This is a genomic window from Gordonia sp. 852002-51296_SCH5728562-b (genome assembly GCF_001665475.1).
Lineage (GTDB): Bacteria > Actinomycetota > Actinomycetes > Mycobacteriales > Mycobacteriaceae > Gordonia > Gordonia sputi.
Genome location: NZ_LZMI01000102.1, coordinates 1 through 13,190, shown reverse-complemented (window position 1 = coordinate 13,190; position 13,190 = coordinate 1). Strand labels below are relative to the sequence as shown.

Below are 13,190 nucleotides of genomic sequence, written 5' to 3'. Positions count from 1 at the left end.
TTTAGGGGAGTCGAGGACTTTGATGAGCTGTGTGGGAACCAGCGAGGTCTAGCGGGCGGAGGCGACGAGCGGGGCGAGCGGGGCGCGCACCTGGGTCGCGACGATCGCACGCGGCGTCGCGGGTTCGATGCGGCCCGACAGCGATGCGACGAAGGGTTCGTGGCCGGCGCGCTCGAGAACGATTGAGACGGCGACGTGGCCGTCGGCAGGTGGCGGCATCCGCAGCCGGTAGTGACCCGACACGTCGTTGAAGGGTGAGACGTAGAACTCCTTGTCGACTTCTGCGCGCCCGTGGTCGTCGAGATCGACCACGTAGCAATGCCGTCCGCCGTAGGTGTTGTGCACCTCGGCTACCGCGTACGCCAGTGAACCGTCGGCGCGATAGCACCAGTACACACTGAGCGGGTTGAAGACGTACCCCGCGACGCGCGGCGACATCAACGCCACGACTCTTCCTTCGGGAGGACGCTTGCCGACGCTGCGGAGGTGGGCGTCGAGGCGGTCGCGCAGGGTCTGGCCGTCGACCATCGGTTCGGGGAAGTGGTCGGCTCCGAGGAACCGAGCGAAGGGCCGTAGCGGGGTGGAAAGTGTTGGCAGACGGTCGATGTCGACGAGCCACGAGACGCTGCGGTAGGTGAAAGCATGCCGCACCGGCGATAGTCGGGTGTGGGTGATGCGGCTATGCACTAGTTGCGGGTTCGTGTCGGTCATGCCGACTCCCGCTCGTCGTCGACCGTGCTCTGCCGCGCGGTATCCCATGTGACACCGAGACGCTCGGCGGCGCGCGCTCCGGAGAGCGCGCCGTCCTCGTGGAAACCCCACCCGTGGTACGCACCCGCGAAGACGATCGAGTCGGTGTTGATGTCCGGGAGCAATGCCTGTGCTGCAACCGATTCCGTGGTATAGACGGGATGTTCGTAGGTCATTTCGGCGATGACGGTCGACGCGTCGACGAGGTCGGTGCGGCCCAGCGTCACCAGCATGCGGGGATGGTCGGGATTCAGACGCATGAGCCGGGTGAGGTCGTAGGTGACGGCGACCTGTGAGTCGTCGATCGCTCCCGACGGATCGCTGTGGATCTGGTAGTTCCACGACGCCCACGCCCGACGTGCGCGCGGCATGAGCGAGGTATCCGAGTGCAGCGCAGCAGGTTTGGGTGCGTAGTCGATGGCGGAGAGAACTCGACGCTGCTGCGGGCTCGGGGCGTCGAGCAGTCGGAGAGCCTGGTGAGGATGGGTGGCGACGACGACCGCGTCGAAGTTCTGTGTTCCGGACGAGATGGCGAGTTCGACAGTGCCGTCGGAGTTCTCGGAGATGTGCCGGACCGGGGTGCTCACGTGGACCGCGCCGCCGCGGCGTCGGATGCTGCCGGCGACGGCTTGGACATACGTGTCCGACCCGCCGTCGACGGTGCGCCACGTGGGCGACCCGAACACCGACAACATGCCGTGGTGATCGAGGAACGTGAAGAGATAGCGCGCGGGGTAGCGGCTGGCGGTCGCCGCGTCGCACGACCACACGGCGGCGACGAGCGGCAGCATGAAGTGCTCGCGGAAGTAGGGGGAGAAGTTCTCGCGGTCGAGGAAGTCGTCGAGTGGCTCGTCGGAGTCAGGGGCGTCGAGGAGTGCTCGCGCCGCCCGGTGGAATCGGGTCACCTCACCGAGCATGCGAAGGTAGCGGCCTCGCGTCGCGTTGCGCGGTGTGGGGAACAAGCCGGAGAAGCCGAGGGCGCCCGCATACTCGAGGCCGGTCGCCGTCGAGCTGACCGACATCGACATGTCGGTGTCCTTGGTTGCCACGCCCAGCTCGGCGAAGAGTCGCAGCAGCGTCGGGTAGGTGCGGTCGTTGTGGACGATGAAACCGGAATCGACGCCGACGACACTTCCGTCGGGCATGGTCACCGAGTGTGTGTGTGCGTGGCCGCCGAGTCGGTCGTCGGCCTCGAACAACGTCACACGGCTGCTCCCGGAGAGCACGTGCGCGGCGGTCAGACCCGCGACCCCGCTGCCGACGACGGCGACATGCGAGGGCGGCGCGGATCGCTGGCGGTTGGTCATGCCCGGTGTTCGGATCCGGTCACCGGAGTGGATGGGTCGAATCGAACGCAGTGTTTGTTCGGCGTCGATTCATGGGTCAGGCTGCGCGCGGCGCGCCCATGACGGTGTCGTTGCGCACCGCATCGCTGGGAACGATCCGCGCGCCGAGAGGCATGAGGGAGACGGGGATCATCTTGAAGCTCGCGATGCCGAGCGGGATGCCAATGATCGTCAGGCACATCGCGATTCCGGTCGTCAGGTGCCCGAGTGCCAGCCACCAACCTGCGACGATGATCCAGATGATGTTCCCGATCACTGACCACGCTCCCGACTCGGGATCGCGGACCACCGTCCGACCGAACGGCCACAGTGCGTAGTTCGCCATCCGGAACGACGCGATACCGAAGGGGATCGTGATGATCAGGATGCAGCAGATGATGCCTGCGATGACGTAGCCGAGCGCCATCCAGAAACCACACAGAACCAACCAGATGATGTTCAGCAACGTTTTCATCTGTCCATTGTCGCCCTTCGACGCCGCCGAGCGCGAGGGTTCACTGCTGAAGTTCGAGGTTTCGTCCGGGGATCGCCGCGAGCAGTTCACGCGTGTAGTCCGACGTCGGGTTCTCGTACACGTCGTCGACGGTGCCGTCGTCGACGACCTTGCCCTTGCGCATGACGAGCACGCGGTCGGCGATCTGACGGACGACGGCGAGGTCGTGGGTGATGAACAGGTACGTCAGGTCGAGTTCGTGCTGCAGGTCGTCGAGGAGGGTCAGGATCTGCTCCTGCACGAGGACGTCGAGAGCGGACACGGCCTCGTCGCACACGACGACCTCGGGGTTCAACGCCAGCGCACGTGCGATCGCGACACGCTGACGCTGCCCGCCGGAGAGCTCGTTGGGGAAGCGCTGCATTACCGACGACGGGAGTGCGACGAGGTCGAGGAGTTCGCGGACGCGGGCGATGCGCGACGCCTTGTCCCCGATGTTGTGCACGACGAGCGGCTCGGAGATCGCGCGGTAGATCGAGTACATCGGGTCGAGCGAGCCGTACGGGTTCTGGAAGACCGGCTGCACGCGGCGTCGAAAAGACTTGGCCTGCGCGCCCTTCAGGGATGTCACGTCGCTGCCGTCGAAATGGACTGTGCCCGAGGTTGGTTCGAGGAGTCCAAGCACCATACGCGCGACAGTCGACTTGCCGGAGCCGGATTCGCCGACGACTGCCGTGGTGGTGCCGCGGTTGAGCGTGAAGCTGACGTCGTCGACGGCGCGGAACGGCGTGGCCTTGCGGAACGGGACCGAGCCGCGGATGGGGAAGTCCTTCACGAGATTCGCCGCGACGACGACCTCGGTGGGGGTGGTCTCGACTCGGCTGCTCGCTTCGCTCGCGGCCGGCTCGACCAGCGAGGTGGACTCGACTGGCGGGGTGGACTCGACCAGCGGGGTGGGCTCGGCCAGCGGGGCGGCGGGCTTGTGGCGGTCGGCGCGGCGGGACGAGAGCGACGGCGCGGCGTCGACGAGTCGCTTGGTGTACTCGTGATGCGGGTTGGTCAGGATCTCCTGCGCCGGGCCGGATTCGACGATGCGGCCGCGGTACATGACCACCAGGTGGCTGGCGCGCTCGGCGGCGAGGCCGAGGTCGTGGGTGATCAGCAGGACGGCCGTGCCCAGTTCGTCGGTGAGCGTGGCGAGGTGGTCGAGGATCTCGCGCTGCACCGTCACGTCGAGTGCCGACGTCGGTTCGTCGGCGATGAGCAGCTTGGGCTTTCCGGCGAGACCGATCGCGATGAGTGCGCGCTGCTTTATGCCGCCGGAGAACTCGTGCGGATACTGCGCCGCACGCTTCTCGGGATCGCGCAGGCCTGCCTGCCGGAGCACCTCGACGGCACGCGTGCGAGCCTCGCCGCGCTTGGCCGCTCCGTTGGCGACGAGCGTCTCGCGGACCTGGAATCCGACGCGCCACACCGGGTCGAGGTTGGTGTTGGGGTCCTGTGGCACCAGGCCGATCCCGCTGCCGCGGACCTTCTCGAACTCACGTCGCGACGCCTGTGCAAGGTCCTTGCCGTCGAACAGGATCTTTCCGCCGGTCACGGCGCCGTTGCCGGGCAGCAGTCCGAGAACCGCTGCGGCAGTTGTCGACTTGCCAGAGCCGGATTCGCCGACGATGGCGACGGTCTGACCGGGATACACCGTGAGTCCGACGCCGCGTACCGCAGGTACGTCGCGCCCGCGTGAGCGGAAATCGACTCGTAGGTCAGAGATTTCGAGCAGCGGTGCCGGTGCAGCGGTCTCGTTGTCGGAGGTCAGCTCGGAGTTCGTTGTGTCCGTTGTCATCAGCGGGTCCTCGCCTTCGGGTCGAGTGCGTCGCGCAGCACGTCGCCGAGCATCATGAACACGAGGACCGTGATGGCAAGTGCGGCAGCGGGATAGAACAAGATGGGCTGACCTTCGCGCAGCAACTGCTGGCCCGCGGCGATGTCGATGCCCCAGGAGACGGCGGTCGACGGCAGGCCGATGCCCAGGTACGACAGCGTCGCCTCGGTGACGATGAAGACGCCGAGCGAGATCGTCGAGATGACGATGACCGGACCGAGCGAGTTCGGCAGCACGTGGGTGAACAGGGTGCGGAACCGCGACGAGCCCAGCGAGCGCGACGCGTCGACGAACTCTTCGTTGCGCGCCGAGATCGCGGAAGACCGTGCGATACGGGCGATTTGGGGCCAGCTGAAGATCGCGAGGACCAGCACCACCGTGTAGACGGTGCGCGCCGAGATCATCTGCATGGTGACCACGGCCGCCAGGATCAGCGGGATGGCGAAGAAGATGTCGGCGAGTCGGGAGATCAACGAATCGAGCCAGCCGCCGTAGAAGCCCGCGAAGATGCCGAGGAATCCACCGACGATCACCACTGCGAGCGTCGTCAGGATTCCGACGAGCACGGAGTCGCGCGCGCCGTAGATCACACGCGCGTAGATGTCGTGGCCCTGCAAGTCGGTGCCGAACCAGTGCGCGGAACTCGGTGAGAGCAGCGAGTCCTCGAGGTTTGCGTACCGCGGATCCTGATGCGCGAACAATCCGGGGAACGCGACGATCAGCAGGATGAGGACGAGCAGGATCATCGAGACGATGAACACCGGCTTGGTGCGAATCTCCTGCCACGCGGACTTCCAGAAGCCTGCCGGATCGACGTCGTCGACGAACTCGTCGACCTTGAGCAATTCGACGTCTTCGGCGTCGGCGACGAAGCGGTCCTGGCCGGGAAAGAAGCTGGGGTACGCGTTCAGAGCTGCGTCGGTGTGTGGGGTCTCAGGCATAGCGAATCCTCGGATCGAGTGCGGCATAAAGCAAGTCGACGACGATGTTGCAGACGAGGTAGATCAGCACGAGCACCGTGACGAAGGAGACGACGGTCGGGGCCTCGCCACGGATGACCGCTTGATAGATCGTTCCGCCGACGCCGGGGATGTTGAAGATGCCCTCGGTGACGACGGCTCCACCCATCAGCACTCCGACGTCGGTGCCGATGAACGTGACGACCGGAATCAGCGAGTTGCGCAGGACGTGCACGGTGATCACGCGGGGTCGTCGAAGACCCTTGGCCGACGCGGTGCGTACGTAGTCGGCGGTCAGATTGTCGGCGACCTCCGACCGCGTGAGTCGCACGATGTAGGCGAATGAGACTGCGCCGAGGACGAATCCGGGAAGGATGAGGTGATAGAAGTCGAGGTTTCCGCCGACCGTGACCGGGAACAGATGCCACTTCACACCCAGCAGGTACTGCGCGACGAAGCCGAGCACGAAGATCGGTATCGCGATGATGATGAGAGTGACGATCAGGATCGCGGTGTCGTACCAGCGCCCCTTGTTCAGGCCGGAGATCACACCGAAGACCACGCCACCGATCGTTTCGACGACCAGCGCGATCAGGGTCAGGTTGACCGTCACCGGGAACGCGCGCTTCATCACGTCGAACACCGGTTGCCCGGAGAACGAGGTACCGAAGTCGAGGTGGAAAACTCCGCCGATGTAGTTGAAGTACTGCACATAGAACGGTTGGTCGAGGTGATACTGCGCGCGTAGTTGCTCAATCAGGGCCGGGGACATGGGTTTTCCGCCACCGAGAGCCGCGATGGGATCGGCGGGGACGAGAAAGACCATGGCGTAGATGAGGAACGTGGCGCCGAAGAAGACGATCACCATCTGTCCCAGACGGATGAGGAGATATCTGGTCACCGGGTCACTCCTTCGCTTCCTTGGTGATGTTCGGGTAGTCGGGCAAGCCGTTCCAGGCCAACTGCGCGGTGACCTCCGACGCCGAGCCTCCGGCGCCGATGTAGTCCCACAGCGGAATGTTCGGCAGATCCTTGAGCAGGGTTTCCTGTGCGACGTTGGTGAGCCGGTAGGACTCGTCGTCGGTGCGTGCACGCTGCGCGGCGGTCAGCCGCGAGTCGAACTCCGGCGAGACGTACTGCGCGTCATTGGAACCGGCTCCCGTCACGAAGATCGGCGCGAGGAACTCCAGCATCGACGGGTAGTCACCCTGCCAGCCCGTCCTCGCGGCGGTCTTGATCGTCTTACTCGTGATCGCCGAGCGGATCTGCTTGAGCGTCGGCTGTGGAGCGCCGTGCGAGTCGATACCGAGGGTGTTCTTGATCTGGTTGCACACCGCGTCGACCCAGACCTGGTGATCGCCGTCGGAGTTGTAGGCGATTTGGAAGGAACCGCTCCACGGCGCGATGGCGTTGGCCTCCTGCCACAGCTGCTTGGCCTTCGTCGGGTTGTAGTCGAGGACGTCGCTGCCCGGAATATCGCCGTTCCATCCAGGTAGGGAGCGTGCCGTGAAGTCTCTCGACGGGGTGCGGGCACCACGGAAGACCACCTTGGTGACCTCCGGACGGTTGATCGCCATCGAGAGCGCCGCACGACGCAACTCTCCTTCGCGCCCCGCGGCGAAGTGTGGCAGGTAGTAGGGGATCGCGATCTGCTGGTTGGACGCAGTCGGTTTGGTCAGTGCGTGCTTGCCGAGCGCCTTCTTGTAGGAGTTGAGCGCGCTGACCGGCACCGTGTCCGTGACATCGAGATTGCCGGAGGTGAGGTCGGTGTAGGCGGTGTCGAGGCTGGAGTAGAGGACGAAGTCGATCCCGCCGTTGCGTGCCTTGTCGGGGCCCTTGTAATCGTCGTTGCGTACGACGTTGATCTGCACGTTGTGGCGCCACGCGTCGGGCCCTGCCATCTTGTAGGCACCGTTACCGATCGGGTGTTCGCCGAATTCCTTTGCGCCCTCGGTGAAGAAGACGTCGGGGAGCGGCTTGAACGGTGTGAAGCCAAGTCCCAACTTGAAGTCGATGTTGGGCTGCGTCAGGCGAACGGTGAAGGTGTGGTCGTCGACAACCTTCAGGCCCGACATCTGATCGGCCGTCGAGTTCTCGCCGGCGACCGCCTCATATCCGTCGATCGGCTCGAAAAAGCTCTGCTGCAGTTGGGCGTTCTTCGTCGCGGCGCCGAAATTCCATGCGCGAACGTAGTTTTCGGCTTTGACGGGTGTCCCGTCGGTGAACTTCCAGTCCTTCTTGAGATGAACTGTGTAGGTCTGGTTGTCCGTGGTGTCGACGGACTCGGCGTTCGCAAGCGTGGGTTTGCCGTCGGCGTCGTATGAGTACAACCCGGTGAACAGTGCATCCACCACGCGACCGCCGCCGTTTTCGGCGGTGTTCGTCGTGACGAGTCCGTTCTGCGGCTCGGTGCCGTTGGCACTGATGATGGCATTCGGACCGGTCGTACTGACCGTCCGCGCACCGTCCATGCTGCAGCCCGTCGCGACCATGGTGGTCGCCGAGGCGAATGCGAACAGGACTAGCGCGATCTGCCGGCGTGGACGATGTCGGCGTCGCAAACGTGCCTCCCCCGGGTCATTTTTTTGTAGACATTCCTACTGACCTTACGACCAAAAAAGTTAGACCTGCTCACGAAAATGGACTAACCGGACAGCGAACTTCTCCGGCCCTGCTCGCAGCGGCAAAGATGGATACGCTTGTGTGGTGAAAACCAGCTCGTACGAGCAGACCCGGGTCGTTTTGTGGTCGGTTGTCACCTTGCTTGTCCTGATCGTGCGCTTCTTGGCGGTGTTACTGACCGTTGTGTGCGTGATCGCGTGGGCGATCGCGATGGTTCGCGACTCGTGGAACAACATGTTTTTCGTTCCCGCGATCGTGTCGGCGGGTTCGCTCCTCGTCAGCACGTATCTGTACAGCTATTTGCGTGCGCGCTACCCGCGTCGTAACGGCCGGTTACTGTAGTCGGTGCCGCTTCGACCTCGGTCTTGTTGCTGAGATCACACTCTGCACGGCACAATTGAGTGAACGTCGGGTGTCGATCAGCCCCGACGGGATACTTGGAGGGCGCATGACAGACGCTGCTGCGGTGTCCTCGACGATCCGCCGGGCCTACGAGGAGTTCCTGGCGAGCGGCGCGGTCCCCGAGACAGTGCGGTCCGTCGTCGGCGATTCGTGGGCGCGTTCGTTACAGCGTGGCATCGACCCAGCGGCCGGTGCTGTCGAAGCGCAGGCAATGAGCGACGAAGAGTTCGTGCGGTACCGCGAGGAGCATCCCATCACCGCGGTGCGCCCCGTCGTGCAATCTCTGATGCTCGACGACATCGCCGACTCAGGTGTTGTGTTGGCGCTGACCGACAATGTCGGTCGGCTGCTCTGGGTGGAGGGCGAGGCGTCTGCGCGGGATCGGGCCAGCCATATCAACTTCGTCGAGGGCTCGGTGTGGAGCGAGGAGGTCGTCGGCACCAATGCTCCCGGGCTTGCGTTGGCGACCGGCCGCGGTGTGCAAGTGGTTGGGCCCGAACACTTCTCGAGTCCCGTGCAGGAGTGGAGTTGCGCGGCAGCGCCGGTCCACGACCCCGCGACAGGGCACGTCATCGGCGTGATCGACGTGACCGGTGGCCGCGAGGTAGCTGCTCCCTTCGCACTGTCAGCGGTCCGTTCCGTGGTGGCGGTCGTCGAGCGTGAACTGAGGGCGCGGGCCGTCGACCTTTCTGTTGCGTCGACCTTCGAGGTAGGCGCTCGAGCACGACTGACCGTGCTCGCCGACAACGCGTATCGCTGGCAGCGTGGGGGAGGTGCCGCGAACGGGAGGTCGTTGTCTCGACGCCACGCCGAGATCCTGCTGCTGCTGCAGCGCTATCCCGAGGGCCTGAACACCGAACAACTGGCGTTGATGCTCGCCGACGACGGCGTCGACCCGGTCACCGTTCGTGCCGAGATCTCTCGGTTGCGACGCGACCTCGGTACCGATGTGATCGAGTCCAGGCCGTACCGCCTGACCGTCGAATTGTCGTCTGACGTGGGAGATCTCCGCGAGCAGATCGCGGGCCACGGCGATCTCGTTCCGGTGATCGAGGCGATCGGTCGTGGCGGGTTGCTCGTCGAGTCGAACGCTCCCGGGATCAGCGAACTGTTCGAGGAGCTTCGCGAGGACGTCCGCTCGCGGGTCATCGCCGAGGGACAGGTGGCCGCGCTGCGGGCATGGACGTCGTCGGTGCATGGCCGTGACGACCTGGCCGCGTGGCGCAGATTTGAGCATCGGCTACCCGTCGGGCACCCCGACCGCGCGCTCGTCGGGGGTCGGATCAGGATTCTCGACCGTCGTTACGGCGTCTGACGGTTTCGCTGAACGGGTCTCCACCAACCCTTTGACCCCCAAATGGGGGTATGCCGAGTCGATCGTGATCGACGTAGTGTCTGCTGTGCGTGCGTCACCGACGGACGCTGCTCGGTCGCGAGGGCCGCAAGGTGCGACTGAGTCAGTACGCCCGGCGCGGTTGACCACGGATTCGTCCGACACTGAACGCAGTGTCGCTGCCACTCGCGGCGATCTTCACCAACCTGAGCGGGTACCGGCACGTGGTCGCGACTCCGCTGCTGGCCGAGCTTGCCCGCGCAGCAACCTTCGGGCAGGTCGACACCGTCATCATCGACATGAGTGCCCACGTCGCAGGGCACATCGACATCGCAGGCGCATTGGTCCTCGACCCTGCAGACGACCTCGATGCCCTCGAGGAGATCGCGCGAGCCGCACTGGGTCCCGGTGCCCGTGTGATGAGCGTGCGGTCCGACGATCTACCCGACGGTGTCTCCGCTGCCGGGCTCCTGCGATTCGCTACCGAGGGCTGACCGATGTGCACACGAATCCTGTGGAACAAGAGCGAGCCGTACGTCGTAGCGCGCACCATGGATTGGCCTGACACCACCATGCCGGTGATCACCGCGATGCCGCGTGGAATCACGCGCGACGGAGCGCTTGCAGGCGGGGAGGAGATCGCTGCGAACGGTGCTCGCTGGACGTCGAAGTACGGCTCGGTCGTCACGACAGTCTACGGCGTCGAAACCGCGGACGGCATGAATGAGCGTGGCTTCGGCGCACACCTTCTCTACTTGGAGAATGCTGACTTCGGTGAGCGTGATCTGCGCAAGCCGGCAGTGGGAGCGCATTTGTGGACTCAGTATCTCCTCGACCAGGCGGCGACCGTCGCCGATGCGGCGGTACTTCTTCGAGCTGACCACCGCACCGGGCGTCCTCTGGGTGAAACTCGACGAGCTTGTCTTCTCGGACAGCGGTCGCTACCTGGTCATAGATCCGGCAGGTATCTCGCTCACCGGCGACGTCACGAAGGCCATGGCCGTGGCCGAGCTGCCCTTCTGATCAGTGCTCTGAACTGCGGCGATGTGACGCCGCAACGTTGCAAACGTTACTGCAACGTGGCTGCAACCACTTCGCTCCTAATGTGTGCAGCAGATCACACACGGCCTATTGAGTGGCTTGTGTGGCAACGAGAAAATGGCACTGAGGAGCTACACAATGACTGTCTACGCAAAGCCGGGTACCGACGGCTCGGTGATGTCCTTCGAGTCCCGCTATGACAACTGGATCGGCGGACAGTGGGTCCCGCCCGTGAAGGGGCAGTACTTCGAGAACCCGTCGCCTGTCGACGGCAAGACCTTCTGCGAGGTCGCGCGCTCGACCGCCGAGGACATCGACCTCGCGCTCGACGCCGCGCACAAGGCCGCTCCGGGATGGGGCAAGACGGCTGTCGCGGAGCGCGCGCTGGTGCTGCTGCGTATCGCCGACCGCCTCGAGGAGAACCTCGAGAAGATCGCCGTCGCCGAGACATGGGACAACGGCAAGGCTGTTCGTGAGACCCTCGCCGCCGACATCCCGCTGGCAATCGATCACTTCCGCTACTTCGCGGGCGCTCTGCGTGCTCAGGAGGGCTCGATCTCCGAGGTCGACGAGGACACCGTCGCCTACCACTTCCACGAGCCGCTCGGCGTCGTCGGCCAGATCATCCCGTGGAACTTCCCGATCCTGATGGCCGTGTGGAAGCTCGCGCCCGCTCTCGCCGCGGGCAACGCCGTTGTCCTCAAGCCTGCGGAGCAGACCCCGGCGTCGATCCTGTACGTGATGAGTCTGATCGCCGACATCCTCCCCGCGGGTGTCATCAACGTGGTCAACGGCTTCGGTGTCGAGGCGGGCAAGCCGCTCGCGTCGAGCAACCGCATCCGCAAGATCGCGTTCACCGGTGAGACCACGACCGGCCGCCTGATCATGCAGTACGCCTCGGAGAACCTGATCCCGGTCACTCTCGAACTCGGCGGCAAGAGCCCGAATATCTTCTTCAACGACGTGATGGCTGCCGACGACGGCTTCTTCGACCGTGCGCTGGAAGGCTTTTCGATGTTCGCGCTCAACCAGGGCGAGGTCTGCACCTGCCCGAGCCGCGCGCTCATCCAGGAGGACATCTACAACGACTTCATCGAGAAGGCCGTCGACCGTGTCTCGAAGATCAAGCAGGGTAACCCCCTCGACACCGACACCATGATGGGTGCCCAGGCGTCGAACGATCAGTACGAGAAGATCCAGTCGTACCTCGCGATCGGCAAGGACGAGGGTGCAAAGGTTCTCATCGGCGGCGAGGCTGCTCACCTCGGTGGCGACCTCGAGGGTGGCTACTACATCAAGCCGACCGTCTTCTCCGGACAGAACAACATGCGCATCTTCCAGGAGGAGATCTTCGGTCCGGTGCTGGCCGTCACGACCTTCAAGGATTACGCCGACGCCATCCACATCGCCAACGACACCCTCTACGGATTGGGCGCGGGCGTCTGGAGCCGTGACGGTGCCACCGCCTACCGTGCAGGCCGCGAGATCCAGGCCGGACGCGTGTGGACGAACACCTACCACGACTACCCGGCACACGCCGCGTTCGGTGGATACAAGCAGTCGGGCATCGGCCGCGAGACCCACCTGATGATGCTCGAGCACTACCAGCAGACCAAGAACCTGCTGGTCGGCTACGCGCAGAACGCCAAGGGCTTCTTCTGATCCTGACGCCAGGCACGTCGACGCCGCCACGCAACCTTTTTCAGGTTGTGTGGCGGCGTTCGTCGTGTGCAACGCGGATGCAACAGAACAGCGACTACTCTGTGGTTCAGATCACAGTGAGAGGTAAACGATGAGCAGTACAGAATCAACCCCGTCGACGTCGGCCTCAGCGGCCGCGGACGGAGCGGTGCCTGATCGTGTGATCGCCACAGACGCCGCCGTGCAGCTCCTGACCAAGTTGTCGGAGCTGCACGGCGGGCTCATGATTCACCAGTCCGGCGGATGCTGCGACGGTTCGGCGCCGATGTGTTATCCCGTCGGCGACTATCGGGTCGGCCAGCGCGACGTCCTCGTCGGAACCATCGAACTGCCCGAGCCCCTTCCCAACGTGCGGGTCTGGATCAACGGCGACCAGTTCGAATTGTGGAAGCACACCCAGTTGATCCTCGACGTCGTGAAGGGTCGCGGTGCCGGATTCAGCCTGGAGGCGCCGGAAGGTGTCCGATTCCTCTCTCGCGCAAGAGCTTTCAGTGCGGAAGAGAACGCAATTCTCACGGCGAATCCGCCGCTGACCGGCGCTGCAGTCGGCGTCTGACGGAGGTCGTTTCTCGGACGGGGGTGGCGTGTCCCCCGTGAACCGGTCCGGGTTGTTTTAGAGTCCCGATTGCCCTGATGAGGGCGGAGAAGGGACGATGAGGATCATGGCAGGACGCAAGCGTCACTCGGCGGAGGACATCGTGCGCAAATTGCGCCGGGCCGA

The 13,190-nt window shown here is 64.5% G+C and carries 12 protein-coding genes and 1 pseudogene; 6 read left to right on the top strand and 7 right to left on the bottom strand.

Annotated elements, in window-relative coordinates:
* Window positions 1-51: 51 nt before the first annotated feature.
* The 7 genes and pseudogenes from A5766_RS17720 to A5766_RS17690 all read right to left on the bottom strand — a co-directional run.
* Window positions 52-711: pseudogene (locus tag A5766_RS17720) on the bottom strand (DUF1365 domain-containing protein); the annotation flags it as partial.
* The gene (locus A5766_RS17715) at window positions 708-2,057 is read right to left on the bottom strand and encodes an NAD(P)/FAD-dependent oxidoreductase (protein WP_064905732.1); all 1,350 of its coding nucleotides are present in this window, start codon (window positions 2,055-2,057) and stop codon (window positions 708-710) included. The gene A5766_RS17715 and the pseudogene A5766_RS17720, both read right to left, overlap by 4 nt.
* A gap of 76 nt (window positions 2,058-2,133) precedes the next feature.
* Window positions 2,134-2,550 (bottom strand): YccF domain-containing protein, encoded by a 417-nt coding sequence (locus A5766_RS17710; RefSeq protein WP_064905730.1) that lies wholly within the window; start codon window positions 2,548-2,550, stop codon window positions 2,134-2,136.
* Between the two features lie 40 nt (window positions 2,551-2,590).
* Window positions 2,591-4,372, bottom strand: coding sequence for a dipeptide ABC transporter ATP-binding protein (locus A5766_RS17705; RefSeq protein WP_064905728.1), 1,782 nt, complete (start codon window positions 4,370-4,372; stop codon window positions 2,591-2,593).
* On the bottom strand, window positions 4,372-5,352 hold the full coding sequence (locus A5766_RS17700) for an ABC transporter permease (protein WP_005207645.1): 981 nt from the start codon (window positions 5,350-5,352) through the stop codon (window positions 4,372-4,374). Before A5766_RS17700 ends, A5766_RS17705 begins: the two co-directional genes overlap by 1 nt.
* The gene (locus A5766_RS17695; RefSeq protein ID WP_005207646.1) at window positions 5,345-6,271 is read right to left on the bottom strand and encodes an ABC transporter permease; all 927 of its coding nucleotides are present in this window, start codon (window positions 6,269-6,271) and stop codon (window positions 5,345-5,347) included. Before A5766_RS17695 ends, A5766_RS17700 begins: the two co-directional genes overlap by 8 nt.
* Window positions 6,272-6,275: 4 nt before the next feature.
* The gene (locus tag A5766_RS17690) at window positions 6,276-7,862 is read right to left on the bottom strand and encodes a peptide ABC transporter substrate-binding protein (RefSeq protein ID WP_197501529.1); all 1,587 of its coding nucleotides are present in this window, start codon (window positions 7,860-7,862) and stop codon (window positions 6,276-6,278) included.
* Window positions 7,863-8,073: 211 nt separating this feature from the next.
* On the opposite strand from A5766_RS17690, the gene A5766_RS17685 reads away from it, so the two are divergent.
* The 6 genes from A5766_RS17685 (at window position 8,074) to A5766_RS17665 (ending at window position 13,025) form a co-directional block, all read left to right on the top strand.
* The gene (locus tag A5766_RS17685) at window positions 8,074-8,334 is read left to right on the top strand and encodes a hypothetical protein (RefSeq protein WP_005207648.1); all 261 of its coding nucleotides are present in this window, start codon (window positions 8,074-8,076) and stop codon (window positions 8,332-8,334) included.
* 106 nt (window positions 8,335-8,440) lie between these two features.
* Window positions 8,441-9,709: a GAF domain-containing protein gene (locus A5766_RS17680; protein ID WP_005207649.1), complete on the top strand. Its 1,269-nt coding sequence runs from the start codon at window positions 8,441-8,443 to the stop codon at window positions 9,707-9,709.
* A gap of 191 nt (window positions 9,710-9,900) precedes the next feature.
* The gene (locus A5766_RS17675) at window positions 9,901-10,221 is read left to right on the top strand and encodes a hypothetical protein (RefSeq protein ID WP_005207650.1); all 321 of its coding nucleotides are present in this window, start codon (window positions 9,901-9,903) and stop codon (window positions 10,219-10,221) included.
* Window positions 10,222-10,224: 3 nt separating this feature from the next.
* A complete protein-coding gene (locus A5766_RS25565; protein WP_082965562.1) occupies window positions 10,225-10,968 on the top strand; it encodes a linear amide C-N hydrolase in 744 nt (247 codons plus the stop codon).
* On the top strand, window positions 10,907-12,430 hold the full coding sequence (gene exaC / locus A5766_RS17670; RefSeq protein WP_005207652.1) for an acetaldehyde dehydrogenase ExaC: 1,524 nt from the start codon (window positions 10,907-10,909) through the stop codon (window positions 12,428-12,430). The genes A5766_RS25565 and exaC overlap by 62 nt, the downstream gene beginning before the upstream one ends.
* 130 nt (window positions 12,431-12,560) lie before the next feature.
* Window positions 12,561-13,025 carry a DUF779 domain-containing protein gene (locus A5766_RS17665; RefSeq protein ID WP_005207653.1) on the top strand — a complete coding sequence of 155 codons (465 nt, stop codon included), beginning with the start codon at window positions 12,561-12,563 and terminating at the stop codon, window positions 13,023-13,025.
* Window positions 13,026-13,190: the final 165 nt, after the last annotated feature.